Raw genomic sequence first — 26644 nt, forward strand, 5'->3', positions numbered from 1 at the left:
AAATCCTCCGGGGTGGTTCAGGCCGCGGTGCGGCCTCCCCTTTGAGGCCCCGACGCATCGTCCGACAACCATTGACTCGCGTCACGGTAGCTCAGCGGCTTCGAGAACAAGTAGCCCTGGCCGTGGTCGCAACCCATCGTGACCAGCAGTTCGCGCTCCGCCGACGTCTCGATGCCCTCGGCGACGACCTGCAACTTGAGAATCCGGGCCAGCTGCACGATCATGTCCACGACCGCGTGCTGCTCCGCCGAGGAGACCACCGTGTCGATGAAGCTCTTGTCCAGCTTGAGCACGTCGACGGGGAGTCGCCGCAGGTAGGACAGCGACGAGAAGCCGGTGCCGAAGTCGTCGATGGCGATGCGCACCCCGGCCTGGCGCAGGGCCGCGAGCTCGGCCGCGACCTCGCCGTCGTCGTGCAGCAGCAGGCTCTCGGTCATCTCCAGCAGCAGGCCGCCCGGCGGCAGGCCCAGCCGGTCGATCTCGGCGAGCACCCACCGGGCGAAGTCCGGCGAGCGGAACTGCCGGGCCGAGACGTTGACGGAGACATAGATCTCATCTTCGGGGTACGCGATCCGCCACTGCGCCGCGGCCGTGATGGCCTGGCTGAGCACCCAGGCGCCGAGCGGGACGATGAGGCCGCTCTCCTCGGCGACGGAGATGAACTCGTCCGGCGGGACCATGCCGCGGGTCGGGTGGTCCCAGCGCACGAGGGCCTCGAAGCCGCGGGTGCGGTCGTCGGCGAGCGTGACGATGGGCTGGAAGTGCAGCAGGAAGGCATCGCCGGCGATGGCCCGGTCGAGGTCGGCGCGCAGCTTGTGCCGCTCGACGACGGCGCTGTGCAGCGAGGACTCGAAGCGCCGCCAGCGGTCCCGCCCGGCGTCCTTGGCCACGTAGACGGCCAGGTCGGCGTGGCGCAGCAGCTCCTGGGCGGTGGCGGCCTCGGCGGTGGTGGCCACGCCGATGCTGGCCGTGGCCGACACCGTGCCGTGGGCGAGCTCGAACGGCGCCTTGAAGCTCTGCAGCACCCGCTGCGCCACCCGCTCCACGTCGGCGGAGGTCCCGGCCCGGCGGACCAGGGCCGCGAACTCGTCGCCGCCGAGGCGCGCCACGGTGCCGGCCGCGCCATAGGAGCCGTCGACGGCCCGCAGCGCCTCGGTCAGCCGCTGCCCGACCGCGACGAGCAGGGCGTCGCCGGCGCCGTGGCCGAAGGTGTCGTTGACCACCTTGAAGTCGTCGAGCTCGACGATGAGCACGCCGACCGTCGCGCCGGTCTCGGCCCCGGACGCGACCGCCTCCTGGACCCGGGTGAGGAAGACCTCGCGGTTCGGCAGGCCGGTGAGGGCGTCGAAGGTGGCGCGCTGGTACAGCTCCGCCTGCAGCCGGCTGCGCTCGGTCACGTCCCGCAGGGTCACCACGACGCCGCGCACGGTGGGCTCGCCGCGCAGGTCGCGGAAGGTCGCCTCGACCAGCGCCGGCCGCCCGTCGGGGCCGGTCACCTGCAGGTCCTGCCCGGGCCGGGCGCTGTCGGCGACGGGCGCGTCCACGGGCCGGCGGGGCAGGTCGGCCGGCAGCGGCGCGGGGCGCCGGACCGGCTCGGCGGCGCGGACCTCGGCCAGGCGCCGGGCGACCTCGGCCGCGCTCTCCTCGGCGAACGCCGTCGGCAGCGGGGTGCCGAGCAGGTCGGAGCCGAACAGCGCCCGCGCGGAGGGGCTCGCGTAGCCGACGAGGTCGCCGTCGCCGACGATGAGGATGACGTCGGCGGTGTTGAGCACGAGGGTGCGGAAGTACGCCTCGCTGTTGCGCCGCCCGACCTCCTCGCCGAGCGCGATGCGCTCCAGGGCCATCGCGGCCTGGGTGGCGAGGATCTGCGCGGCCTCCTGCAGCCCGGCGAGCACCACCTCGTCGGCGGCCACGTACAGCGCCCGCTCGGCGGCCCGCCCGTCGGCCAGGGCCAGCGGGCAGCACAGGGCGACCTCGAAGCCGCCGAGCTCGGCGGCGAGCTCGGGGTCCAGCTCGGACAGGTACGGCATCGACACCTTCGGCCCCCGGGCGGGGCCCAGCGCGACGGCGTAGGAGCCGCCCGGTGGCAGCAGCTCGGCGACCGCGCCGCGCACGGTCCGGGCGACGCCCCCGGCGTCGGTGGCCATGAGCAGCGCGGCACCGGCGCTGCGCAGGCGTCGCTCGCGCTGCACGGTGAGCCGCTGCGCGCGCACCGCCCGACCCAGCCGCAGCAGGACCAGTCCGGACAGCAGCGCGGACACGGCGGCGATGGCGGCGGCGTCGCGCACCTGGCCTCCCCGCATCTCGACGAACAGCACGATCGGAGCGATGAACAACGACAGCCCGAGCAGCAGCAGGCGGCCGAGCCGCTCCTCGCCGCCGCGGTGGACCTGGGGCTCGGTCAGCTGACGCATCGAGGGATGCAGCGCCGCGACGCCCCACAGCACGTAGAACACGGCCCAGCCGATGTCGATCGGGCCCCCGGTGTGCCAGCTGCCGGCGAGCTGGTGCAGGCCGTAGCCGACGTCGGAGCTGAGCAGCCCGACACCGCCGAGGGCGAGCAGCGCCAGAGCGGCGTGGAAGCGCACGGAGGCGATGAGCCGGGCGCCGACGAGCAGCACGACGATGTCGGCGAGCGGGTAGGCGATGGAGATGGTCCGGTCCAGCGGGGACAGGTTCGGATTGTCGACATAGGGCCGGATCAGGAAGATGTACGACAGCAGGCCGAGCCCGGCCGTCAGCGTGACCGCGTCGAACAGGCCGCCCAGGTCGCGCCGGACCACGCCGAGGCGGTAGAGCCAGACCAGGGCCGCGGCGATGAGGACGTACATCGTGAGGTAGAGCGCGTCCGCCAGCGACGGGAACCCGGACCGGTGCAGCAGCCGGGTCAGCACGTCGGCGATGAGGTCGCCGGTGATGAAGCAGGCGACCGCGCCGGCCAGCAGCAGCCAGGGCGCCCGCTTGCGGGGCTTGTGCAGGTGTACCCCGAGCAGGATCGCGGCCACGCTCGAGCAGCCGATCGCGGACCACAGCACGGGGTGGAGACTGGGCAGCGCGAAGTTGGCGATCACCAGGACCGCCATCGCACCGGCGTAACCCGCCAGCACCCCGCGTGCCGACCCGCTCACTCTCTACTGCCTTCGTTAGCGATCACCAGCCCCGCCCCGCGCGCTCGCGGCGAGGCAGACGCTACCCAGTTCGCTGCCGAATGAGGAGTACCTGGCAGGATCGTTCCGAGCGGCCCGCACGACGCTTTTGACGCCATTTGCGCATTTGGCGGTTTAGATGGTACTGCCCAATGCCCGTCATATCTACACCGTGCGATGGCCGGTTTTACGCTGGGCAACCAAACGCTCGGATTCATTCACGCAAACGTTCAGCGTCATTCGCGGTCATGCGCAGTCATTCGCGCGTTCGGGGCCGCTCGGGGCCGCTCGGGGGTTTGCGGCCATTCGCTCGGCTTCGGCGCCGGGCGCGTTCCCTCGGGGTTCCGGGGGTCGTCGCGCGCTTGCGGCCGTTCGCGCGGTTGTTCGCGCTCGTTTGCGGTCGCTCGCGGTCACTCGCGCGGTCGCGGTCGTTCGGGCGCTGCGCGGTTGCGGTCGCTCGGGCTCGGGGTCGCGCGCATTCGCGCGGTCGTTCGCGGTCACTCGCGCGGTCGCGGTCACTCGCGCGGTCGCGGTCGTTCGGGCGCTGCGCGGTTGCGGTCGCTCGGGCTCAGGGTCGCGCGCATTCGCGCGGTCGTTCGCGGTCACTCGCGCGGTCGCGGTCGCACCATGGTCACGGAGAGCGCCGCCGTCAACGCGGCGACGCACCAGACTCCGCCGACGGCCCAGGCCCCGAACAGCAGCAGCGCCGAGAGCTCCGTCGCCAGGGCCGCGACCGAGGTGACCGTCGCCCGGGCCGCCCCGTCGATGACGGCCTGCAGGCGCGCGTCGGCGATGACGAGGACCAGGCGGTACAACGCGTAGAAGACGGCGACGAGCACGATCCCGGCCGACCGGTCCAGCGCGGCCGCCCCGGCCAGGAACCCCCCGGCCGCCAGCATCAGCCCCGCGAGCCCCCGGCCGGGCAGTCCCCCGGCGCGGGCGGCCAGCCCGGCCCCGACCGCCCCGCCGAGCGTGATGACGAGGATGGCGGCGGGGTTCAGGGCGGTGGGCACGCCCCAGCCGTGGGCGAGCAGCGGGAAGTACTCCTCGACCGCGTCGAGCCCGGCCAGCGCGGCGAGCACGAGGGCCGCGGTGCGCACGGCCGGGCGCCCGGCCGCCTCACGCACACCGTCGCGCAAGGTCGCGAAGTACCCGAGCTCGCCGCCGTCCTCGAATTCACCCCCGTCCCCGCGTCCGTCACCGTCCCCGCGTCCGCCGCCGCTCCCGGGTCCGTCACCGTTCCTCGGTCCGTCGCCGTTCCCGGGTCCGCCGCCGCTCCTGGGTCCGTCACCGTTCCTCGGTCCGTCGCCGTTCCCGGGTCCGCCGCCGCTCCTGGGTCCGTCGCCGTTCCCAGGTCCGTCGCCGTTACCAGGTCCGCCGCCGCTGCGGGGTCCGCGGCCGTCTCCGGGTCCGTCACGGTCGAAGCCGCCGACCTGGCGCCTGCCGCCGTCGAAACCGCGGTCGAAACCGCCGGCCTCAGGTCTGGCGCCGTCGAAGTTGCCCGCCTGGGATTCGTCACCGTCGAAGCCGCCGTTGAAGCCGCCGGCCGCGGCCCCGCGGACCTCGGGCAGCCGCGCGGCCAGCGCGGACGCGGCGAGGCAGACGCCGACGCTCACCCAGCCGACCAGCGGGTAGCCGCCGAGCGGGAACAGCACCGCGGCGGCCACGGCCGCCGGGATCTGCGCGACGAGCCCGGCCGCGGTGACCTGGCCGGAGACGCGGACGTAGCGGCTCTCGTGCCCGGCGGCGAGCAGCCCGTCGTAGAGCAATGCTTCGATCGACCCGCTCGCCAGCGCCCCGCCGAGGCCCCAGAGCACGAACCCGGCCGCGAACACGGCGAAGGAGGGCAGCGCCGTCCACAGCGCGAACCCGGCCGCCTGCAGCAGCCCGGCCGCGACCAGGTTGGCGCGGCGCGAGAACCGGTCGGCGAGGGCGCCGGTGGCACCTCGGCGGCGATCCCGACCGCGGACCAGAGCGCGAACAGCAGCGAAATCTCGCCGCCGGACAGGCCGGTGTCGGTGAACAGCAGGGCGTACAGCGGATAGAGCGGGACAGCATCGGACAGCAGCGCCCAGCCGACCCCGCGGCGGCTCAGGCGGCGGACATCGGCCGGCAGGGGCTCCGGTGTTCTGCCTCAACCGAACGGCATGGTGGGCACGCTACTTGACGGCGGCGAGGAACGCGTCCGCAATTGCGCCGGCGGTCTGGCTCGTGCCGTCGGTGACGTATGCGCAGTACGCGATCCCGTCCCGCACGCCGACGGCCAGGTTGGGCGCGTCGAGCGTGCCCTGCACCTTCGCGCCCGGCTGAGCCTTCGTGTCCTTGATGAGCACGGGCTCCTGCCACGCGCCGCGGGACAGCGCCGCGGCGGCCGCGGCGTACCCGATCGGGGCGGCCGTCACGCCCGTGGCGTCGGCACGGCCGGTGAACACGTCGGCGCCCAGGCTCCACTTGCCGCCGACGCCGAGGCTCGCCGGGTCCGCGGGCCACGCCGGGCCGGGGATCTCGCCGAGGAAGGCGAGGTTGTACCCCGCCGGGCCCGGCCCGTTCGCGACGGCGAGGACGGTGCCGTCGCTGACCTTGACGGCCACCAGCGCCGAAGGCTTCCCGCTGCCGGCGAGGGCGGCGTCGGCGGCCTGCTGCACCTTCACGTCGATGGTCGTGGCGATGACCGCCCCGTCCTGGGCCGGCAGCGTGAACAGGGGCTCGCCCGGTGTCGCGCCGGGCTTGGCGTCCAGCGGGGCGATCGAGACGCCGGGGAGGCCGCGCAGCTGGGTGTCGTACCGTCGCTGCATGCCGGTGAGCCCGGAGACGTCACCGGCCTTGAGCGCCCCGTTGCTCGCGTCGATGATCTCCTTCGTCGCCGGGCCGGAGGTGCCGAGCAGGGCCCGGGCGAACGTGCGCGTCATCGGCAGCGAGAGGGTGCCCGCCCTGACCCGGATGCCGGGCGTCTTGTTCAGGTCGGTGGCGATCTCGTCGAAGTCGCTCCGGCGCAGCGTCACCACGTCGACGAACGCGTCCGGCTTGGCCGCCTGCAGCTTCGCGGGCAGCCCCTGCACGTCGACGTCGGCCTGCACCGAGCGGAACACGTCGCCGAGGTGCGCCACCAGGCCGGGCACGTCCGGAACGGCCCGGGGCTCGACGCCGACGTACACGACGGGCGTCTCGGCGGCGATCGGGGTGCCGTCGGCGGCCGCGATCTTCCCGCGCCCGGCCGGGGTCGCGCGCAGGGACAGGTGCTGGCCGTCCTCGAGCTTCGGGTGGACGGTGGAGGGCCCGAAGTACACCTGCCAGCGTTTGCCGAGCAGCCGAGCGTGCACGGCGGTGTCGTAGGCCCACTTCCGCCCGTCGGGCAGCGTCCACGCCACGGCGACGCCCAGCGTGGCGTCGGACGCCTGCCGCTGGGCCTTGCCGTGCGGGGTGAGGTCGGGCCGGCGCGCGGACAGGTCGCCCTCGGTGCCGGCCAGCAGCTCCTTGGCCGCCGCGGCGTCCAGGGTGCGGCCCTGCGGGGTGAGCAGGTCCGGGAAGCCGCTGAAGTCGGCCTTGCGCCAGTCGGCGAGGAAGGTCGTGAACCGTTCGTTCACGACCTTGTCCTGATCGTCGTCGCAGGCGGCGGCCAGGGGCGCGACCAGGGTCAGCGCGCCGAGCAGCAGCAGGATCCCCCGAAGCCTCGTCACGCGCCGACCATAGCGTCCAGGCACAGCCTCGTGGTGCACGGCCTCCGTTTCGCGCCGGACCGCTCACGCTACGCCGACAGGCGCGACACGGATCGCATCTTGTTCATGGCGTCAAGGGCGGCAACTTTGTACGACTCCGCGAGCGTCGGGTAGTTGAAGACCGCGTCCACCAGGTAGTCCACCGTCCCGCCGCAGCCCATCACCGTCTGTCCGATGTGGACGAGCTCGGTGGCGCCGGTGCCGAAGACGTGCACACCGAGAATCTTGCGGTCCTCGGGCGAGACGATGATTTTCAGCATGCCGTACGAGTCCCCGATGATCTGGCCGCGGGCCAGCTCCCGGTAGCGGGAGATGCCCACCTCGAACGGGATGCTCGCGTCGGTGAGGTCGTCCTCGGTGCGCCCGACGAAGCTGATCTCCGGGATGGTGTAGATGCCGATCGGCTGGAGCTGGCCCATGCCCCGCACCGGCTCGTCGCAGGCGTGGTGCGCGGCCAGGCGGCCCTGCTCCATCGACGTCGAGGCGAGCGCCGGGAAGCCGATGATGTCGCCGACGGCGTAGATGTGCGGGACCTCGGTGCGGAAGTGCTCGTCGACGGTGATGCGCCCGCGCGCGTCGGCGGTGAGCCCGGCCTTCTCCAGCCCGAGCAGGTCGGCGGCGCCCTGGCGGCCGGCCGAGTACATGACGGTGTCGGCGGCGATGCGCTTGCCGCTGGCCAGGACCGCGACCGCGGTGCGCCCGTGCCGCTCGACGGCGGCGACGGACTCGCGGAAGCGGAAGGACACCGACAGGTCACGCAGGTGGTACTTGAGCGCCTCGACGATCTCCAGATCGCAGAAGTCGAGCATGCGCTCCCGCCGCTCGACCACGGTCACCTTGGTGCCCAGGGCCGCGAACATGGAGGCGTACTCGATGCCGATGACCCCGGCGCCGACCACCACCATCGAGGCGGGCACCTTGTCGAGGTTGAGGATGCCGTCGGAGTCGATGATCGTCACGTCGTCGAAGTCGACACTGTCGGGCCGGGCCGGCCGCGTCCCCGCCGCGACGATGATCTTCTCCGCGCTCACGTGCGACTCGCGGCCCTGCTCGTCCTCGAGCGCGATGGTGTGCGGGTCGACGAACCGCCCGGTACCCTGCAGCAGCCGGACCCGGTTGCGGGCGAGCTGGCTGCGGATGACCTCGATCTCGCGCCCGATGACGTGCGTGGTGCGCGCGCCCAGGTCGCCGACGGTGATGTCCTCCTTGACGCGGTAGCTCTGGCCGTACATCTCGCGCTGGTTGAGGCCGGTCAAATACAGGACCGCCTCGCGCAGCGTCTTGCTCGGAATGGTGCCCGTGTTGATGCAGACCCCGCCGATCATGTTGCGCCGTTCGACGACGGCGACACGGCGGTCGAGCTTGGCGGCGGCGATGGCGGCCTTCTGCCCACCCGGCCCGGAGCCGAGCACGAGGACATCGAAGTCGTACATGGTCCACAGTCTCCCCGGCGCGCCCGGGACGCGTAAAGACGCGGGCGGCTCTGGTCGCCCGCGGGCAATGTCTTCTTCAAACTGCGGCCACGCGCCCCGGTCTGCGCACTGCGCTTCGGCCTGTGCGTTGCGGCCGACGGCTTCGGCTCGGGCGTTGCTGCCGACGGCTTCGCCTCGGGCGCTACGGCCGGCGGCTTCGGCTCGGGCGTTGCGGCCGGCGGCTTCGCCTCGGGCGTTGCTGCCGACGGCTTCGCCTCGGGCGCTACGGCCGGCGGCTTCGCCTCGGGCGTTGCGGCCGACGGGTTTCGGCTCGGGCGCCACGGCCGGCGACTGCGACCGGGCCTGCTCTCGCGCGAGGTGCGGTGGGGCTCGGGCGTGCTACGCGGCGGGTGGCGGGGGTTGCGGCTATGGTCGTCGGCGTGAAGCGTCTTCTGCAAGCCGTGGCCACGCGCCTGGGTGTGCGCCGCCCCGCCCCCGCTCCGGCGCCGGCCCCCCGACCGCGCGCCCCGCAGCACCCCGTCCCCGGCCCGCCGCCGCAGCGCCACGAGACCGAGAAGCTGCTCGAATACTCCCCCAGCCTCGACGGCGACGCCGACCCGGGCGAGATCGTGTGGACGTGGGTGCAGTACGAGGAGGATCCGCACCAGGGCAAGGACCGCCCGGTGCTGGTCGTCGGCCGCAAGGGCCCCGCCGTGCTGGGCCTGATGCTGTCGAGCCAGTCGGAGCGGGACGGGCAGCGCAACTGGCTCGCCCTGGGCCCCGGCTCGTGGGACCGCGACAAGCGCCCGAGCTGGGTGCGCCTCGACCGCGTCCTGACGGTCGACGCCGACGGCATCCGCCGCGAGGGCGCGATCCTGGACCGCGAACGCTTCGACCGCGTCGCGGCGGAGCTGCGCTCGGGCTACGGCTGGTCCTGAGCTTCCCGGCTTCTTGACCGCCGCGCTTCCGCTCTTCGCGCATCCCTCCCCCGGGCCGTCCGCCGTCGCACGGCTCTCACCCCGTCGAGGCGCCCGGCCCGGGCGGTGGGCGCGCGGCACAACCGAAGGCGCTCGTTCGACCGAAGGCGCTCGGTTGAAGGCGCTCGGCTCAACCGAAGGCGCTCGGCGCAAGCGGCAGGCGCGCGGTTCGACAGCCGGCAACATGGTTCGGCAGCCGGCAGCGTGGTTCGACGATCGGCGCGAAGGGCTCGGCTCAATCGAGTCGGGCGGTGCGGCTCGGCACCTGAGCCGCACCGGTTCCCGGGTCGGAAATGTCCGGACATTTCCGACTTTTCGTATAAGCCGGCGCCTACGACTGCTGCGTCACCTGCATCGGCAGCATCCGGCCGAGCTCCTCACGCATCACCGCGGCCGCCGAGTCGAAGTCGTCGGCCTTGGTCTCCGTACCGTCGCGCGTCACCACGCGCCACTTGCCGTCCGCCGACGAGGACAGCGTCGCGCGGCCCGGCTGGATGCCGCGCTCGAAGTCCGCCGTCGAGGAGGCGGTGAACGTGGCGACCGCCGGGCGGTGGCGGTGCAGGAACCGGTCGGCGACGGCGAGCAGCGGCTCACGCACGTCGGTGTCGGCCGGGATCGGGGTGATGTCGTAGCAGCGGTACGCGCGCGCGGCCACCAGCACCCGGATGCGCTCGGCGTCGAGCATCAGCGCACCGTCCGCGTGATCGTCCGCCGTGAGCCCGACCTGCACGAACCCGCGGGGCCGGTGCAGCCCGGCGGCGACGGCCGCGACCGCGGGGGCGAGTTCGAGCCGGCTTCCGCTGCCCTCGACCGGCGCGGCCAGGTGGCGCAGGAGCAGCGACCCGACGCCCGCGCTGAGCACCGAGTCGGTGCGATCGGCCTCGGTGAGCCCGAGCAGCCGCGGCGTCTGCCCCGGCTGACTGGCGCTGGCCAGCAGGAACGACAGTTCGGCGGCGGTCATGCTGAGCTGTTCGGTGGCGGTCCCGTCCATGGCGTCCTATCCCGTCGCGCGGCTGTCGTGGCAGTGGCCCCCTGCGACCGATGCGGCGGACGCTCCGCCGCATCGAGGGGTCGAAAGGCTCAACGGCGCCGGCCGCCGGGAGTCACGCACGGATTCCGGCGCCCGCACAGACTCGCCGCCAGTCCCCGGGAGTCCGCCCGAATCCACCTGCCCGGATGACTCGCCGTCCACCGCTCGTAGGACTCGCCGCTGGCGGCCGGGGCGTGGCTCGGCGAGTTGCCCGGGCGGCGGGAAAGCGGATCGCGATAGGTTCGGATACAGGGGGTGAGGGCCGGCGCCGGGAACCGACACGCGCCGGTTTCAAATCGGGCGTGGGATCGCGAAGGGTGACCGCGGGGGCGGTAACATGCCGCGTGTCCGACCGGGGAGGGACCTCGCTTGACGCAGCGTGACAGGCCACGTGACAGGCCATGGGGGCGGAAATGACCGACGGCATCGCGACCGGCACCATCGGTGGGTGCGTGGTGGTCACGCCGACCGGGGCGCTCGATGTCGCCACCTCGCCGGAGCTGCACGCGCTGCTGCATCAGACCCTCGACGACGGTGAGACGCGCCTCGTGCTCGACCTGTCCCAGGTCGACTTCATCGACTCCACGGCGCTGCGGGTGCTGGTGTCGATCCACAAGCGCCTGCGCGAGAGCGGCGGCTTCGCCGTGGTGTGCCCGCACGCGCGCATCCGGCGGATCTTCGACCTGACCGCGCTCGACCGGGTGCTGACGCTCACCGACACCGTGGACGAGGCCTTGACGGCGCTGGGCGAAACGCCCCGATAGCCGAAGACCGGACAGCCGAAGGCCAGACAACCGAACGCTGGACAGCCGAACGCTAGGAAGCCGAGGGCAGGGCGCACGCCGGGTAGCCGGCGCGCCGATCCTCGGCCGCGGCGCCTCAGAGGGCGTTGTGATACCTCGGCGTGATCTTCGCTGACCATGTCAGCGAGGATCACGTCTGTGTCGTTGTGTCTGTAAACCGGCGTATGAGTCGTCGCTGACCGATTCGGAGTGGGCGGTCATCGCACCGTTGTTGCCGGTGCGGGATCCGCGCCGTGGCGGCCGGCCGTTGCGGTATCCGCACCGGCTGGTCATCGACACGATCCTGTACGTGCTGCGGGCTGGTTGTGCGTGGCGGCATGTGCCGCATGACCTTGCGCCATGGGATGTGGCATACCGATGGTTTCGGTGCTGGAGCGCCGATGGCACCTGGGACCGGGTCCACGATCGGCTGCGGGATCAGGTCCGCACCGCTGAAGGCCGGGATCCGCAGCCGTCCGCGGCCGTCCTGGACTCTCAGACCGCGCACAGCCACGAAGGTGGTGAGCAGATCGGCTGGGACGCGGGCAAACGCACCCGTGGCCGGAAACGGCATCTGCTGGTCGACACCGGAGGGCTGCTGCTCAAAGCCGTGGTCCACGCCGCCTCAGTGCAGGAACGCGCCGGCGCGAAGCTGGTCCTGGCCGGCATCACCACAGCGTTTCCGCTGCTGGGCCTGGTCTGGGCCGACGCCGGCTACGCCAACCACGTCGACGCCCGGCTGCTGGACTGGGCCCGCCTCCACGCCGGGATCGAGTTGCAGATCGTGCCGCGCAACGCTGACGTGAAAGGCTTCCAGGTGCTACCCCGCCGCTGGGTGGTGGAACGAACCTTCGCCTGGTTGGGACGGTGCAGACGATTGGCACGCGACTACGAACGCAAACCCGCGCACGCCGAGGCCATGATCAAAGTAGCGATGATCCGGCTCATGGCCGCCCGCCTCGCCGGTGAGGACATCGAACCTCACGGCCCGATCGAAACCGAAGCGGCCCGACGCCTTAACGACGAACTCAACCAAGACCAAAAGTAGCCCCCTGGTTACCCAACACTCTCTCAGGCGGAGTCGACGGGGTGGCGGATCCCGGGGTGCTCAGGGGGCAGGGCCCGGCGCAGGACCCACCAGCTCACCGCCAGGCACGCCGCCACCAGAGGCCAGGTCAGGATCGTCTGCGCCCCGGCCAGCCACAGCACGGCACCGGCGGCGTAGAGCGGGATGAAGACGGCGAGGCGGACGACGTACTGCAGCACCCACACCCAACTCGCGCGCTGATAGGCCCGCAGCAGGGCCCGGTCGCGGCGCCAGCGGGTCTTCTGGCCCAGGACCGTGCCGGCGATCAGGCCGAGGAAGGGCCAGCGGACGAGAATGCTCGCGGCCCAGGCGAGGGCGGAGACGGCATTGGTCAGCACACGTACGCCGAAGAAGTCCTCGGCCCGCCCGGTGCGCAGCGCCACCAGGGCACCGGCGCAGACGACGAGCAGGCTCAGGACCGCGCCGACCGGGCGCCGGCGCTGCGCCAGGCGCCAGCCGGCGACGATCGCGCCGGCCAGCACCGCGATGCCCGCGCCCCACGGGATCGAGTGGCCGCCCGCCAGCCAGCCGATCGCGAAGCCGGCCACGGGGGCCGCGGTCTCGACGGCCGAGCGCCAGCCGCCGAGCAGCGTGGTGAGCGACTCGTCCGCGGCCTGATCCGAACCGGCGGCGTCCGCGACGGCCCGAGCCGGTGCCCCACCCGTGCCCTCGTCCGCGCCGGCCAGCTCGGCCGGCTCACCCTCGCGCGCCATCCGTCCCCCGCCTCGCCCACGCTCCGCTCGAACGAAGGTTAGCCTGCCCTGTCGGACGTGAGCGAGGCAAGACGACGGATGCGCTGGGCATCACGGCCATGACGCAGGGTCAGCGCGGACGAGGCCGCCGGGCGGCGCGGCCACACCCATGACGCGGGTCAGCCGTGGCTCACGCTCAGCGCGTAGAACTTCACCTTCGCGCCGTTCGTGGTGCTCTCGGACGAGGACTGGTTGTAGGAGCCAGCCTTGAAGTACATGCCGTACTGGTTGAACGACGACGGAATCCCGTAGCTCGTCGTGCTGCCGTTGATCGTCAGCTTGATGGTGTTGCCGCCGGAGATCGCGATCACGTAGCTCCACCGCACGCCGAGCGGCACGTTGCCCACGGTGTGCAGCGTCTGGCCGCCGTCCGGGGAGTTCTCGGTACCGAGGATGATGTCGCCGTTCGGCCGGTAGTACAGCTCCAGCAGCGGCTTCGTCGACGGCCCGCCGGTGCCGAGGTGGATCTGCCCGACGCACACGTTCTTCGTGACCGAGGGGATGCGCAGTGTCGCGGAGAGCTTGTGCGAGCCCGCGAGCCTCCAGTCGGCCGCGCTGCCGTCCGCGTTCATCTCGCGCAGCTCGGAGCGCGCGTAGTTGGAGTTCGGTGTGGTCACGCCCTTCTCCGGCGCCCAGAACGTCATCGAGCCGTCGGTCTTGTCGGTGAAGAAGTACGCCGGGTTCACGTACCCGTTCGCCCCCTTCAGCTGCGAGGGCGGGATCTGCGTCGGCGATCCGGGGCTGCCCGTCGGCAGCTGGAGCTGCCAGATGGACAGGTCGAAGTTCCCGCCCGGCGCGACGTTCGGGTCGAGGCCGGACGAGGGCGTCGTCGGCGTCGTCGTACCGCCCGGCAGCGTCCACGCCTGGTTCGCCGAACCCGCGCAGGTCCAGATCTGCAGGCGGGTACCGTTGGCAGAGCTCTGGTCCGTGGCGTCCAGGCACTTGCCCGAACCCGTGTTGACCAGCGCCGACCCGTTCGCGGTCCACTGCTGGGCCGCGGTGCCGTTGCAGTCGTAGAGCTGGATCTTCGCCCCGTTGGCGGTCGACGCCGCCGTCACGTCGAGGCACTTGCCGAGCGCTCGGACGGTGTTGTCGCCGGCGCCGACCGTCCAGCTCTGCGCGTTCGTGCCGTTGCAGTCGTACAGCTGGATCGCGGCCCCGTTCGCCGAGCTCGCGGCGGCCACGTCGACACACTTGCCGCCGAGGCCGACGATCGGCCCGGCGGTCGCCGCGGTGGCCGCGGTGACCCCGAGCACGCCGAGCGTGCCGGCCACGGCGGCGGCGGTGAACCCGATGAGAATCTTGGAGCGGCGTTTCATGGGCGGTCCCTTGCCGATCGGGAGTTATCTGGCAGAGTGGCTGCCAATAAACGCTCCCATCGATGCGTTGTCAACCCGCCCACGGACCCGCTAACGGGCATCCGCGCAGCTCAAGTCATTGTTAGGACTCTTGCATTAAGTTTCGCTTAGCCGGCTGGCCGCTCCAGCAGGTTCTCCTCAAGCCGCGCGAAGGTCTCGGCCGGCAGGCCGAGGTAGTCGCGGATCGACCCGTGCCGCGCCCGCAGGTCGGCGAGGAACAGCTGCATGGTCTCGGCCGGCGAGAGCAGCCACCGCGCGGGCATCCGGGCCACCTCGGGGTTCAGCGCGCGCAGGAACGCCATGCTGCGCTCGGTCGCGCCCTGGGTGAGCGCGTAGTCCTCGGCGATCACGTCGTCGGGCACGCCGAGCGCACCGAGCGTGACCGCGGACACCACACCGGTGCGGTCCTTCCCGGCGACGCAGTGGACCACGACGGGCGCGTTCTCGGCGTCGGCGATGATCTCGACCGCGGCCACGACCGCGGCCCGCCCGTCCTCGGCCAGTTCGAGGTAGCGGTTGGCCAGCCAGCGAGCGTCGCTGGCCTCGTCGGCGTCGACGGACGCCTCCCACTCGGCGTGCACCGGATGCAGATGGTGATAGGTCAGCCCCTCGAACGCGTGCACCCGCCCGTCGCGCTCGACCTCGCGCGGGCGGCGCAGGTCGATGACGGTGCGCACGCCGAGCGCGGTGAACGACGCGGCGTCGGCGGGGTCGATGCGGCTGAGCGAGTCCGAGCGGAAGAGCCGGCGCCAGCGGGTCGTCCGGCCGTCGGCCGCGGGGTAGCCGCCGAGGTCGCGGAAGTTGAACAGGTTGGGGTGGTCGTAGTTCCGCACGGCTTGGACCCTACGCGACCGGCGCCTCGCGGAGGGGGCGCGCCAGGTCGGGCACTGCGCGCCACACCTGCTCACGGCGGGAGCGCGCCGCGGCCTCTCAAGGAGGGACCGCGCCAGGTCGGGCACTACGCGCCACGGCCTCTCGCAGAGGGAGCGCGCCAGGTCGGGCACTGCGCGCCACGGCTCCTCGCGGCGGGGACGCGATAAGTCGGGCGCTGCGCGCCACGACTTATCGGACATTTCACGATTTAACGGTACGTGCGAGGTTGACCGCTCCGGCCCGCGCGACCAGCGCAAGGCTCCATCGCGTGCAGGGCCGGCGAGTGTGTGCTTGACCGCTTCACGGCGTTCACGAGGCCCGGAGCTGAGAGGATCGAGCCGTGGCGCGCAAACCCCATGCAGTGGTGACCGAACCGCTCGGGGCGCTGCTCGCCAGCGTGCCGCGGAGCAAGCCGAGCTGGCTCACCATCGCCAAGACGACCGCGGCAGCGACGATCGCGTGGGCACTCGCCCGGCAGCTCAACGAGAACGTCGCCGTGCTCTTCGCGCCGGTCGTGGCGGTGCTGACATTGCAGGCCAGCGTGTACGGCTCCATCGCCACCGGTCTGCAACTGCTCTTCGCGAACCTCATCGGCACCGCGCTGGCCATCGCCTGGACGCAACTGCTCGGGCTCACCTGGTGGTCACTGGCCCTCGCGGCGTTCGCCGCGCTCGCCGTCGCCCGGCAGGTCACGAACACGCCCCTGGCCCGCAACCAGCTCACCATCGCGACCCTGGCGGTGCTGGTGCTGGCCCCGGTGGCGCACGGGTACGGCCAATGGCGCTTCATCGACGTCGCCCTCGGCTCGGTCGTGGGACTCACGATCGCGGTGGCCGTGCCCGAGCGCCCCCGGATCGCGAAGATCCGCGCGACCCTGGAGACGTGGGGCCGCGGGTGCGTCTCGGTACTCCGGCACATCGCGGACGAGCTGGGAACGCGCCCGGATCCGGCGGAGCGCGCGGACGGCCTCGGAGCGCCGTCGGCGGGCGACACACCGCCGGCAGGCGGCGCACCGTCGGCAGGCGGACCACCATCGGCAGGCGGAGCACCATCGGCAGGCGGCGCACCATCGGCAGGCGGAGCACCATCGGCAGGCGGCGCACCATCGGCAGGCGGCGCACCATCGGCAGGCGGAGCACCATCGGCAGGCGGCGCACCATCGGCAGGCGGAGCACCATCGGCAGGCGGCGCACCATCGGCAGGCGGCGCACCATCGGCGGGCGGGGGCGGCCGGCCGCTCGGGCCCGCGGAGCGGCACGACTGGATCGCCGAGTCGCGCAAGCTCAACGACGTCGGCTCGGAGGCCGCCGCCGCGGTCGCCGGGGTCGAGGAGGTCACGCTCCTCAACGTGTTCGCCCGCGGGCTGCGGCGCGACGTGGAGCAGGTCCGGCGGGAGCAGCTCTGGCTCGTACGCGTCACGCTGCAGGTGCGGGCGATCTCGCTCGCGACGGACCGGCTGTACGACCGCCCCGGGCCGCCGCCCGCACTCGACCGCGCCACGCTGCGCGCGCTGATCAACGCGCTCGGGGACCTGCTCGAGCGGCGCATCGAGGGCGAGCAGGTCAACGACACGCCGCTGCGGGCGGGACTGATCGCGGCGGTCGAGCGCGTGCACACCGTGTTCCCGACGGCGGTCGCGGTGCTCGACTCGGTGTCGCTGCTCGGGCGGCTCGACCAGCTGCGCCAGGACATCACGGGCGAAGGCGCCGAGGCGCTGGTCAATCTTGACAATGTCCCCCGAAACGCGTGAATACCCTGACGGGCGATAAATCCGACATGTCGCGGCGCGAAGCGCCCGACATGTCGACCCGAACACCCCGCGGCGACCCCGCGGCGAACACCCGGCAGCGCGAGGCGCCCCACATGCCGACCCGAACACCCCGCGGCGAACACCCGGCAGCGCGAAGCGCCCCACATGCCGATCCGAACAGCCCGCGGCCGACCGTAGCCCGTCGGCTGTTCGGTTGATTCCGGTCTCCCCGGGAAGGTGACCAAGCTGCTGTCCTACGCCAGCATGAGCCGCCAGGGCTGGAATTCGCAGCAGGCGCTCTACTACGGGTACTGGATGACCGGCGACCAGGACGAGTGGGCCGCGGGCAACCACAGCGCCCGGTGCTACGCGATGGTCGAGAAGAAGAAGATCAGCCGCACGCTCAAGGGGGCCGGGGACGGGCAGGTCTGACGGCGGCGACGGCTGTATCGCGTTGCCGAGGCGGGCGAACCGGGTTATCTTCAAGGGGATGTGATCACCAGACCTTCCCGCGCCCGCGCCTGAGGACCCATGTGCCCGGCGGGCGGAAGTGTCTACCCTCTGGTGGTCCGCCTTGTCTCGACAGCCCCTGATCGCCCATGACCTCGTGCGCACCTTCGGCACCCGCCGCGTGCTCGACGGGGTCTCCCTCATCGCCGCGCCCGGCCGCCGCATCGGTCTGATCGGCGAGAACGGCACCGGCAAGTCCACGCTGCTGCGGCTGCTCGCCGGCGCCGACGAGCCCGACGGCGGCACCGTCGAGCGCCCGGCCGATCTCGGGTACCTGCACCAGGAGATGCCGTTCGACCCGGCCGCGACCGTGGCCGACGTCGTCGCCGACGCGGTGCGCGAGGCCCGCGACTGCCTCGCCGCCATGGACGCCGCGCTCGCCGCCGGGCACCTCGACGACTACGCCGGGCTGCTGGAGCGCGCCCAGGAGATCGACGCCTGGGACGCCGACCGGCGGGCCGGGATCGTCCTCGACGGCCTGGGTCTGGCGGCGGTACCGCATGATCGGCCCCTGGCCACCCTCTCGGGCGGTCAGCGCGGACGCCTCGCGCTCGCGGCCCTGCTCGTGCGCCGCCCGGCCGCGCTGCTGCTGGACGAGCCGACGAACCACCTCGACGACGCCGCCGCGGCGTTCCTCGAGGCGCAGCTGCGGGAGCTGCCCGGCGCGGTCGTGTTCGCCAGCCACGACCGGGCGTTCCTCGACGCGGTCTGCACCGACGTCGTCGACCTCGACCCGGCCGTCGACGGGCCGGTCCGCTACGGCGGCGGGTACTCCGCGTACCAGGCCGAGCGCCGCGCCGAACGCGAACGCTGGGAGCGCCGCTTCGCCGAGGAGCAGGAGGAGCTCGACGCGCTGCGCCACGCCGTCTCGGTGACCGCGCACCAGGTCGCGCACAACCGGCCCAAGCGCGACAACGAGAAGATGAACTTCGGCCGCACCACCGGCCGGGTGGAGGGCCAGATCTCCCGCCGCGTCCGCAACGCCGCCCGGCGGCTGGACACGCTCACCCGCGAGCAGGTCCGCAAGCCCCCGCCGCCGCTGCGGTTGCGCGCCGACGCGCTCGCCACCGAGGCCGACGGCCTGCTGGTGGCGCTGCGCGACGTGCACGTGCCGGGCCGGCTGACCCTCGACCGGCTCGACATCCCGGCCGGCGACCGGCTCCTCGTCACGGGCGCGAATGGCACCGGCAAGTCGACGCTGCTCGCCGTCGTCGCCGGGCGGGTCCCGGCCGCGGGCGTCCAGCGCCGGCCCGGCCTGCGCGTCGGGCTGCTCACGCAGGACACGACCTTCCAGCGCCCGGACCGCACGGCCCTGGCGACCTACGAGGCCGTGCTCGGGCAGGAGCGGGCGGCGGCGGTACCGCTGCGCAGCCTCGGCCTGCTCACCCCGCGCGACGCGGCCAGGCCGGTCGGCGAGCTCTCCGTGGGCCAGCGCCGCCGGCTCGACCTGGCGCTGCTCATCGCGGACCCGCCGGACCTGCTGCTGCTCGACGAGCCGACGAACCACCTCTCGCCCGCGCTGTGCGACGAGCTCGAGGCGGCGCTCGCCACCGGCCCCGGCGCGTTCGTCGTCGCCAGCCACGACCGCTGGCTGCGTTCCCGCTGGGCGGGCCGCACACGGCCGCTGGGCTGAGCCGCGATGGTGACGATCGAGGCCATGTACGCGCGGCTGCGGGGCTCGCACGACGGCGTCGGGATCCTCCTGGCGGACCTGTGGCGGCTCGATCCGGAGCCGCCGCCCGCCGGGCCCCCGCCCGCGCGGCTGCGGCAGCAGGTGGCCGAGGTCGTGGGGCACCTCGCGGTGCACTGGCCGCAGCGGGCGATGTTCGCCGAGCCCTCGCCGGCCGGGCCGGCAACGCGGTCGCAGGCCGAAGGCGCCGTGGTCCACAGTGGAGGCACGCCGTACACGGTGCGCACGACGGACGGCGGGGAGCGCTGCACGTGCCGGTGGTTCGCCCGGCACGGGCTCGGCCGCGGCCCCTGCAAGCACATCCTGGCCGTGCGGCTCAGCCGCCCCTAGGCCTCCGGTTACGGCAGGCTGGCCCTCTCGCCGGTGCGCTCGTCGGTGACGTGGACGCGGCGGCCGTCCGGCGGGCGGTGCCGCGGGGTGGCCAGGATCTTCGCGAAGCGCGCGATGCCGTCGCGCCACCAGGTGCCGTCGGGCAGGCCGAAGAGGTTCGCGTCGAGCTCCGAGTGGACGGTGACGGTCAGGCCGCTCCAGACCCGGTCCGCTTCGCCGGGCAGCGGCGACGGGTGGTCCGAGGTCGTGTGGACGGTCGTGGACCGGGACAGCTCGGTGTACCACAGGCCGGAGCGGATGATGTCGGCCACGGGGCGCCGGGCCTCGTGCGGCGGGGCGGCGACCGTCGCGCCGCGCACGGTCGCCGACAGCGGGCCGCCGCGGTGCAGGATCACGTCGACCACCGGGGCGGCGGGGGCGAGGCGCAGCAGGTCCGCCGCCGTCCACGCGGCGATCACCAGAGGCCAGTCGGCGGCCGGGAAAGCGCCGAAGTACAGCCCGGGATTCGCCTTCACGGCGCTGGACACCGACCGTACCCGTGCGCGAAGGACCGGTAACCCGTTGTCAGCCACGCGGCAGACTTTGACAGTCGCACCCTTCGATGTCCAGACCCTCCGACCCTGCGGCTGAGATTTAACACAAGACGTTCGGGTGCCGGCGACCCGGTGCGGTCTTGTCCCGCGGACGCCGGGATTCCTGGTGGGAACAACGGTCAGATCGTGACACGGCCCGAGCCAAGAATCGCCGCCAATGCGTGCACGGCCTCGCGACCGGCCCGGTTGGCCCCGACCGTGCTCGCCGAGGGGCCGTAGCCGACCAGATGGACCAGCGGTTCACGAACGGTGCGGGTGCCCTTCATGCGGATGCCGCCGCCCGGCTCGCGCAGGTGCAGCGGGGCGAGATGGGCCAGGGCCGCCCGGAAGCCGGTCGCCCAGATGACCGCGTCGAACGGCTCGAACCGCGACCCCCACACGGCGCCGCCGGCCACGAGCCGGTCGAACATCGGGCGCCGGTGCAGGGCGCCGCGCTCCTCGGCCCGCCGGGCGAGGTCGGTCCAGCCGAGGCCGGTCACGCTCACCACGCTGCGCGGCGGCAGGCCCGACGACACGCGGGCGGCGACCCGCGCCACGACCTCGCGGCCGTGCTCCTCGGTGAACTCGCCGGCGTGGAAGACCGGCTCGCGGCGCGTCACCCACACCGCGGATGGCAGCTCGGCCAGCAGGTGGATCGCCGACGCGCCGCCGCCGACCACGAGCACCCGCCGGTGCTCGAACTCCTCCGGCCCGCGGTAGTCCGCGTAGTGCAGCCGGCGGCCGCGGAAGTCGGACATCCCCGGGTAGTACGGGACGTACGGGGCGGTCCAGGTGCCGGTCGCGTTGATGACGGCGCGGGCGGTCCACGAGCCGGTGCGGGCGTCGACGCGCAAGCCGTCGCCGTCGCGGGACACCGAGGTCACCGCGGCCGGGCGCAGCACCGGCAGGTCGAAGGCGGCCTCGTAGTCGCGGAAGTACGCCGGGACGACCTCGGCCGCCGAGCCGCCCGGCGGGGGCGTGAACGGCAGGCCGGGCAGGTCGAAGATGCGGTGCAGGGAGCCGGCGCCGAGCGACGGGGAGCGGTGCTGCCACGCGCCGCCCGGCCCCGGGCCGGCGTCGAGCACCGCGAAGGACAGGCCGCGCCGCCGCAGCCAGTAGGCGGCCGACAGCCCGGCCTGTCCCGCGCCGATCACCACGACGTCCACGGCGGGTACAACCCCGCCGGGGACGCCGATCATGCCGGAGGGTGACCGGCCTTACTTCGCCTTGCCCTTCACCAGGGCCCAGGCGGTGGTGTTCAGCGTGTCCTCGGTGCCGGCCAGGCCCTCGTCCGGCGTGAAGACGTCCTCGCCGAAGTCGTAGTCGAAGTCGTCCGCGGTGCCGCCGATGTTGTCCGGCCCGACGCCGAACAGGCCCGGGAACGCGCCGCCGGCGTCCATGAGGTTGGGCGTGTCGTTGAGCGGGTCGGTGTGGAAGTTGCCGTACAGGTGCCCGGCCTCGTGCGTGATCACGTTGCCCAGCGCCCGGCCGATGAACTTGATCTTGTCGCTGGCCGGGGTGATGTACGTGTTCAGGGACGCGTCCCCGCTCGGGTCGCTGAGCACGTCGAGCAGCACGATCGCGCTGTCCTCGGTCGCGTAGTTGCCCGGGTCGATGTACTGCGAGATGCCGATCGTGTCGATGCCCGACTCGGCGATCGTGCCGCCGACGACGATGCGGTGCACGTCGGGCCGGCCGAACGGGTCGGCGTCGTCGCGGCTGTTGAGGATCTTCAGCCCGATGCGCGGGTCGGTGCCGCGGGCCTTCGCGTCGGTCAGGATGTTCTCCCGCACCGTGGCGACGACCTCGTCGATCAGCCTGTCCTCGTCGGCGGCGCTCAGGCCCCACCGGCCGAGGAAGCCCTGCAGCGGGCTGAGCTGGCGCACCCCGGGACCGCCGAAGATCGCGGTGTTGATCCGGGCGCCGTCGAAGTCCAGGTAGAGCGTCTGGGTGACGCCCTGCTCCAGGGCCTCGGGGCCGGGCCGGTAGGCCTCGACGGTGATGTCGTACTGCCCGGCGGTCCCGCCGACCTCGATGGTGTAGCGGCCGTCGCGCGGCGCCACGTAGGACACGACCGCGTTGCCGCCGCCCGGCAGCGGCGAGGCGGGCGCGTAGATGAAGCTCGCGTCCTGCTCGGAGCCGAAGACGACCCGCCCGCCCGGGTCGCGGACGGTCAGGCGGGTGCCGACCCCGGCCACCGAGCCGCCGAGCACGTCGCCGGCGACCAGGTCCACGGCGTAGAAGTCGAGGTCCGGGTACGCGAGGGAGACGTCGAGGTTGTAGGCGCCCTCCCGGCCGGCGCCGAGGCCGCTGCCGGAGTCGAACGGGTCGGCCGGGAACACGGTGCCCAGGCCGTACCCGGCGATCATGAGGTAGTAGTCGCCGGTCGCCGGGATGGCGAAGTCGAGCAGGCTGCTCAGGCCGGGGCCGCTGTCGTCGTCGGCGGCGACGATCTCGCCGGTCGCGTCGTACAGGCCGACGACGGTGTCCAGGGCGCCCGAGGTGCCGGCGACGAGCTGCTGCCCGGCGCGGCCGTGGACCTTGACGAAGTCGAAGTCGCCGGTGCCGTCGCCGGTGCTGCCGTGCGGGCCGTCGCCGATGACGCCGGTGGTGCTGAATCCGTTGCGGTTGGCGCCGAGGCCGAACTCGAAAGCGAGCGGGATCGAGCCGTCGTCCTCCGCGGCCGGGTTGAGCGCCGAGGGGCTCACCGCCTCCGGCGAGAGCTGGCCGAGGACGCGGACACGGTTGTTGAGCTTCTTGCCGGTGCCGAAGCCCTTGATCAGCTCGGCGGTGGCGTGCGAGTCGTTGGACCCGTGGCTGCCCTTCGGCTCGGCCTCGTCGTGGATGATCGGGTTCGCCGCCGCGAGCTTGTTCTGCGCCTGCCGCTGCTGGGCGCGGGCCTGGCCGGCCGCCTTGGCCCGCTCGGACCAGGCGTACTTGTCGACCTTGGACGGGTCCCGCAGCAGCGCGGTGTAGGGGTTCGCGGCCCCGGTCGCCGCCGCCTTGCCCGACGCGGTCTGCTTCGGGACCACCTGGACACCCGCGGCGAGCTGCCGCCGGATCCCCGCCTGGAGATCACCGTGCGGGGCCTTGGGTGCCGCGGCCGCCGGTGTCTGTGCGACCACCACCCCGGCCCCGGCGATCAGGCCGGCCACGGCGATACTCGCGAGCCTCTTCCTCACTTGGCCTCCCCATTGAGTAAGGCTGATCCGAGCACGCTACCAATGATGTCCTTCAATTCGTAAGGCGATCGATCGACCGAGCGACGTCAATGTCCTGGCCGACGGTAAGGTGTACGGGTGTCCGCGGTCATCAGTCCCACCCAGCGGCAGCTGACGCCGGCGGCCGTCACGGCCCTGCTGCGCGAGCGCACGGGCCGCACGGCCGTCCACTGTGGAGCACTCTCGGGCGGGACCTTCGCGGCCGTCTGGGCGGTCACCCTCGACGACGGCACCGAGGCCGTGGTCAAGATTGGGCCGCCGCCGGGCGTGCCGCTGCTGCGCTACGAGCGCGGGCTCATCGCCGCCGAGGCGCGCTACTACCGCCAGGCCGGCCGCGCGCCCGGGGTGCCGGTGCCGCCGGTGCTCGCCGCCGACGAGGACCTGGTCCTGGCCGGACGGCTGCCGGGACGCCCGCTGACGGAGGCGAACACCGACGACGCATCGGTACGGCACGAGCTGGGCGCGGCACTGCGGCGCCTGCACACCGTGACCGGCGAGCGGTTCGGCTACGACGGGCCCGGCCGGGCGAGCGGCGACACGTGGCCCGCGGCGTTCGCGGCGATGACCGCCGACCTGCTCGCCGACGGCCGCGACTGGGGCGTGGACCTGCCGGTGCCCGAGTCCGGGATCATGGCGGTGCTCGACCGCCACGCGGGAACGCTTTCCGAGGTCACCACGCCGAGCCTGGTGCACTTCGACCTGTGGGACGGCAACGTGCTGAGCGAGGACGGGCGGCTCACCGGGCTCGTCGACGGCGAACGGTACTTCTGGGGCGACCCGCTCTACGACTTCGTCTCCCCCGCCATCGGGCGCCGGATCGAGGACGAGCCCGCGCACCCCGTCCTGCGGGGGTACTACGGGCAGTCGTCGGTCGCGCTCACCCAGGCGGAGCTGGTCCGGCTCAGGCTGTACCGGATCCAGTTCTGCCTGCTGCTGCTGATCGAGATGCCGAGCCGGGCCATGGCCGGCGAGGCGGAGCGGGAGCGCCGGGAGTGGGTCACCCCCTGGCTGCTGTCGGACCTGCGGGATCTGGGCTGATCGATCACGTTGTGGTATAGATGGCATCACCTACGGTGAGGATGTCGATGGGCGTGCTACACGGAAGACGACTCCTGGTTGGCTACGCCGTGCTCGTGGCGACCCTGGCGACCGTGCTCTTCGTCCGGCCCGGCCTGGCCCCGCTCGTCTGGGCGGCGATCGGCCTCGCCTCGGCCGGCGCGATCGCCGCCGGCATCGCACGGCACCGCCCGCAGCGGCCCGCCCCCTGGTGGGCGCTCGGCGCGGCGCTGATCGCGATGACCGTCGGCGACGTCCTGTACGGCCTCACGCCGGACGACCCGCCCGCCCTGGCCGACGTCGCCTACCTCACGATGTTCCCGGTCGGCGCGGTCGCCCTCATCGGCCTGACCCGCGCGAGCACGGTCCTCGACGACCGCACCCGCCTGATCGACCTGCTCGCGCTCGGCACCGCCGCGCTGCTGGCCGCGTGGGTGTTCATCGCCTCCCCGCGCCTCGCCGACGGCCTGAGCGCGGCGGACTGGTCCACCGAGGCCGCCTTCACCCTCGGCGACGTGATCGTGCTCGTCGTGACCGTCCGGCTGGTCACCGCGGCGCCGCGCAACCCGTCCGCGATCCTGCTCGCCACCGGCGCGGCCGCGATGCTGATCGGCGACGTGTGGTACGGGATCGGCGACGCCGCCCACGCCACGATCCGCCCCGGCGGGCCCGCGGACCTCGCCTACGTGGTGTCGTACGCCGCCTGGGCCGCCGCCGCCCTGCGCCCCTCGATGACCGGGCTCACCGCCCCGCCGACCGGCGCCGTGCGCGCCCCCCGCGAGCCGATGCGCGGCCTCGGCCTGGCCCCGCTGCTCGTCTGCGTCGCGTTCGCCCCGCTCGTGCTCATGGTGCAGGCGCTCACCGGCGGCGTGCACGACGGCCCGATGATCGCCATCGCCTCCGGCATCACACTCGTGCTGCTCGTGGTGCGGCTCAGCGACGCGATCGGCAAGCACGCCGGCGCCCTGCGCCGCGAGCGCGCCCTGCGCCAGGCCGGCACCGTGCTCGTCGGCGCCCACGACGCCGGGCAGGTCGCGGCCGCGGTCAAGTCGGCCGTCGCCACCCTGCTGCCCGCCGACGCCCCGCACGCGATCGTCGTGGACTTCAGCCTCACCGACCTGCTGCCGCTGGGCGAGCTCACCGCGCCGCGCATCCAGCCGATCGGGGACATCCCGCCGCTGTGGAGCGCCAAGCTCTCCGAGTGGGACCACGTGCTCGTCTGCCCGCTCGACGCCGGCGTGCTCTACGTGGCCGGGCGCCGCCGCGACCTGCTCACCGCGATCGACGCCGTCTCCGTCGTCGCCGGGCAGGCGGCCCTCGCCCTGGCCCGCATCGGCCTGACCGACGCCGCGAGCCGCCGCGACAGCGACGCGTACCTGCGCGCCGTCACCGAGCACGGCGGCGACGTCGTGCTCGTCCTCGACGACGACCAGCGCATCCGGTACACCAGCCCGTCGGTCACCGACGTGCTCGGCATCTGGCCGACACCGTTCGCGACCCTCCGCGAGATCGTCGCCCCCGAGGACCGCGAGCAGGTCGAGCGCACCGTGGCCCGCGCCCGCGCCGAGGACCGCGACGGCACCCGCGACCAGTGGAGCCTGCGCCGCCCCGACGGCCGCCGCGTCCTGCTCGAGGTCATCTTCCGCGACCTGCGCGACGACCGCCTGGTCCGGGGCATGGTCGTGACGCTGCACGACGTCACCCAGGACCGCCGGGCCGAGCACGAGCTGCTGCGCCGCGCCTTCACCGACACCCCGGCGGCCCAGAACCGCGACAGCTCGGCCCGCAAGTTCCAGTGACCGGCCCCGCGCCGACGTGGCGGCGGCACACCGCGTGGGAGACCGCACTCACGCCCGAGGACCACGCGGCCCTCTCCGCGCTGCTGCGCGTCGCCTTCCCCGGCCCCGAGTTCGAGCCCGACCGCTCCTGGCCGGCGTCGTGGGCGCGCAAGGAGTTCCGCGTCTGGCTCAGCGACAACGACCGGCCGGTCGCACACCTCGGGTTCGAGCGCCGCCTCATCGGTACCGCCGCCGGTGACGTCCTCGTCGCCGGGGTCGGCGACGTGGCCGTCGCCCCGTCGCACCAGGGCCGCGGCCTCGGCTCGGCGCTGATGGACGCACTCGCCGAAGTGCTGCCGGACTCGGCCGACTTCGGGTTCCTGCAGTGCCGGGAGGCGGTCGCGGGGTTCTACGCCGCGACCGGCTGGACGCGCGTGCCCAACCCCACCCGCCACCTGGGCGTGCGCGACGCCCGATCAGTCGTCGAGGGTGTCTTCCCCACCTTTGTCCGCCCCGGCCGCCGCCCCCTGTCGCAGTGGCCCTCCGGCCTCGTCGACCTGCGCGGCCTGCCATGGTGACCCCTCGGCTGTTCCGGGGTCGGCCG

21 protein-coding genes are annotated in these 26644 nt (G+C 73.3%); 10 read left to right on the top strand and 11 right to left on the bottom strand.

The window, feature by feature from the left end; translation table 11 throughout:
- Positions 1–17 precede the first annotated feature (17 nt).
- The 4 genes from ACQP1P_RS29160 to sthA form a co-directional block, all read right to left on the bottom strand.
- Positions 18–3128 (bottom strand): EAL domain-containing protein, encoded by a 3111-nt coding sequence (locus ACQP1P_RS29160; RefSeq protein WP_433075406.1) that lies wholly within the window; start codon positions 3126–3128, stop codon positions 18–20.
- Between the two features lie 620 nt (positions 3129–3748).
- The gene (locus tag ACQP1P_RS29165) at positions 3749–4981 is read right to left on the bottom strand and encodes a hypothetical protein (RefSeq protein WP_433075409.1); all 1233 of its coding nucleotides are present in this window, start codon (positions 4979–4981) and stop codon (positions 3749–3751) included.
- Positions 4982–5305: 324 nt separating this feature from the next.
- Positions 5306–6823, bottom strand: a complete 1518-nt coding sequence (locus ACQP1P_RS29170; protein ID WP_433075412.1) for an NTF2-like N-terminal transpeptidase domain-containing protein — start codon at positions 6821–6823, stop codon at positions 5306–5308.
- Between the two features lie 68 nt (positions 6824–6891).
- Positions 6892–8295 (bottom strand): Si-specific NAD(P)(+) transhydrogenase, encoded by a 1404-nt coding sequence (gene sthA, locus ACQP1P_RS29175; protein WP_433075415.1) that lies wholly within the window; start codon positions 8293–8295, stop codon positions 6892–6894.
- 419 nt (positions 8296–8714) lie between these two features.
- Here sthA and ACQP1P_RS29180 point away from each other — a divergent pair, with 419 nt between their 5' ends.
- Entirely contained in the window at positions 8715–9212 is a 498-nt protein-coding gene (locus ACQP1P_RS29180) for a type II toxin-antitoxin system PemK/MazF family toxin (RefSeq protein WP_433075418.1), read from the top strand.
- A 370-nt stretch (positions 9213–9582) separates the two neighbouring features.
- Here the strand turns inward: ACQP1P_RS29180 and ACQP1P_RS29185 are convergent, their stop codons facing one another.
- A complete protein-coding gene (locus ACQP1P_RS29185) occupies positions 9583–10242 on the bottom strand; it encodes a hypothetical protein (RefSeq protein WP_433075421.1) in 660 nt (219 codons plus the stop codon).
- Positions 10243–10694: 452 nt separating this feature from the next.
- Here ACQP1P_RS29185 and ACQP1P_RS29190 point away from each other — a divergent pair, with 452 nt between their 5' ends.
- A complete protein-coding gene (locus ACQP1P_RS29190; RefSeq protein WP_433075424.1) occupies positions 10695–11045 on the top strand; it encodes an STAS domain-containing protein in 351 nt (116 codons plus the stop codon).
- 175 nt (positions 11046–11220) lie between these two features.
- Positions 11221–12111, top strand: a complete 891-nt coding sequence (locus tag ACQP1P_RS29195) for an IS5 family transposase (RefSeq protein WP_433090121.1) — start codon at positions 11221–11223, stop codon at positions 12109–12111.
- A 23-nt stretch (positions 12112–12134) separates the two neighbouring features.
- Here the strand turns inward: ACQP1P_RS29195 and ACQP1P_RS29200 are convergent, their stop codons facing one another.
- From ACQP1P_RS29200 to ACQP1P_RS29210, 3 genes are all read right to left on the bottom strand, one after another.
- A complete protein-coding gene (locus ACQP1P_RS29200) occupies positions 12135–12863 on the bottom strand; it encodes a DUF3159 domain-containing protein (RefSeq protein ID WP_433075427.1) in 729 nt (242 codons plus the stop codon).
- 158 nt (positions 12864–13021) lie between these two features.
- Positions 13022–14221: a polysaccharide lyase family 7 protein gene (locus ACQP1P_RS29205; RefSeq protein WP_433075430.1), complete on the bottom strand. Its 1200-nt coding sequence runs from the start codon at positions 14219–14221 to the stop codon at positions 13022–13024.
- Positions 14222–14367: 146 nt separating this feature from the next.
- Positions 14368–15093: a tyrosine-protein phosphatase gene (locus ACQP1P_RS29210; RefSeq protein WP_433075433.1), complete on the bottom strand. Its 726-nt coding sequence runs from the start codon at positions 15091–15093 to the stop codon at positions 14368–14370.
- Between the two features lie 404 nt (positions 15094–15497).
- Between ACQP1P_RS29210 and ACQP1P_RS29215 the strand changes: the two genes are divergently transcribed.
- The 4 genes from ACQP1P_RS29215 (at position 15498) to ACQP1P_RS29230 (ending at position 19413) form a co-directional block, all read left to right on the top strand.
- A complete protein-coding gene (locus ACQP1P_RS29215; RefSeq protein ID WP_433075436.1) occupies positions 15498–16883 on the top strand; it encodes an aromatic acid exporter family protein in 1386 nt (461 codons plus the stop codon).
- 237 nt (positions 16884–17120) lie between these two features.
- On the top strand, positions 17121–17315 hold the full coding sequence (locus tag ACQP1P_RS29220; RefSeq protein WP_433075439.1) for a hypothetical protein: 195 nt from the start codon (positions 17121–17123) through the stop codon (positions 17313–17315).
- A 142-nt stretch (positions 17316–17457) separates the two neighbouring features.
- Positions 17458–19026 carry an ABC-F family ATP-binding cassette domain-containing protein gene (locus tag ACQP1P_RS29225; protein WP_433075442.1) on the top strand — a complete coding sequence of 523 codons (1569 nt, stop codon included), beginning with the start codon at positions 17458–17460 and terminating at the stop codon, positions 19024–19026.
- 6 nt (positions 19027–19032) lie between these two features.
- Positions 19033–19413 carry an SWIM zinc finger family protein gene (locus ACQP1P_RS29230; RefSeq protein ID WP_433075445.1) on the top strand — a complete coding sequence of 127 codons (381 nt, stop codon included), beginning with the start codon at positions 19033–19035 and terminating at the stop codon, positions 19411–19413.
- Between the two features lie 8 nt (positions 19414–19421).
- On the opposite strand, the gene ACQP1P_RS29235 is transcribed toward ACQP1P_RS29230, so the two are convergent.
- The 3 genes from ACQP1P_RS29235 to ACQP1P_RS29245 form a co-directional block, all read right to left on the bottom strand.
- Positions 19422–19940, bottom strand: coding sequence for a hypothetical protein (locus ACQP1P_RS29235; protein WP_433075448.1), 519 nt, complete (start codon positions 19938–19940; stop codon positions 19422–19424).
- A 185-nt stretch (positions 19941–20125) separates the two neighbouring features.
- Positions 20126–21151 carry an FAD-dependent oxidoreductase gene (locus ACQP1P_RS29240; protein ID WP_433075451.1) on the bottom strand — a complete coding sequence of 342 codons (1026 nt, stop codon included), beginning with the start codon at positions 21149–21151 and terminating at the stop codon, positions 20126–20128.
- 51 nt (positions 21152–21202) lie between these two features.
- Positions 21203–23167 carry a hypothetical protein gene (locus tag ACQP1P_RS29245; protein WP_433075454.1) on the bottom strand — a complete coding sequence of 655 codons (1965 nt, stop codon included), beginning with the start codon at positions 23165–23167 and terminating at the stop codon, positions 21203–21205.
- Between the two features lie 117 nt (positions 23168–23284).
- Here ACQP1P_RS29245 and ACQP1P_RS29250 point away from each other — a divergent pair, with 117 nt between their 5' ends.
- From ACQP1P_RS29250 to ACQP1P_RS29260, 3 genes are read left to right on the top strand one after another with little or no spacing between them, the layout of a single operon-like run.
- Positions 23285–24244 (top strand): phosphotransferase family protein, encoded by a 960-nt coding sequence (locus tag ACQP1P_RS29250; RefSeq protein ID WP_433075457.1) that lies wholly within the window; start codon positions 23285–23287, stop codon positions 24242–24244.
- Positions 24245–24291: 47 nt separating this feature from the next.
- On the top strand, positions 24292–26061 hold the full coding sequence (locus tag ACQP1P_RS29255) for a PAS domain-containing protein (protein ID WP_433075460.1): 1770 nt from the start codon (positions 24292–24294) through the stop codon (positions 26059–26061).
- Complete coding sequence (locus ACQP1P_RS29260) at positions 26058–26618, top strand: GNAT family N-acetyltransferase (RefSeq protein WP_433075463.1); 561 nt, start codon at positions 26058–26060, stop codon at positions 26616–26618. The genes ACQP1P_RS29255 and ACQP1P_RS29260 overlap by 4 nt, the downstream gene beginning before the upstream one ends.
- Positions 26619–26644 lie beyond the last annotated feature (26 nt).

It is taken from the genome of Dactylosporangium sp. CA-052675 (assembly GCF_050947935.1).
GTDB lineage: Bacteria > Actinomycetota > Actinomycetes > Mycobacteriales > Micromonosporaceae > Dactylosporangium.

Bases quoted from the DNA above. Each gene is read 5' to 3' on its own strand.
- sthA (WP_433075415.1), bottom strand. From the start codon at position 8,295: ATGTACGACTTCGATGTCCTCGTGCTCGGCTCCGGGCCGGGTGGGCAG.
- ACQP1P_RS29185 (WP_433075421.1), bottom strand. From the start codon at position 10,242: ATGGACGGGACCGCCACCGAACAGCTCAGCATGACCGCCGCCGAACTG.
- ACQP1P_RS29190 (WP_433075424.1), top strand. From the start codon at position 10,695: ATGACCGACGGCATCGCGACCGGCACCATCGGTGGGTGCGTGGTGGTC.
- ACQP1P_RS29200 (WP_433075427.1), bottom strand. From the start codon at position 12,863: ATGGCGCGCGAGGGTGAGCCGGCCGAGCTGGCCGGCGCGGACGAGGGC.
- ACQP1P_RS29205 (WP_433075430.1), bottom strand. From the start codon at position 14,221: ATGAAACGCCGCTCCAAGATTCTCATCGGGTTCACCGCCGCCGCCGTG.
- ACQP1P_RS29230 (WP_433075445.1), top strand. From the start codon at position 19,033: ATGGTGACGATCGAGGCCATGTACGCGCGGCTGCGGGGCTCGCACGAC.
- ACQP1P_RS29255 (WP_433075460.1), top strand. From the start codon at position 24,292: ATGGGCGTGCTACACGGAAGACGACTCCTGGTTGGCTACGCCGTGCTC.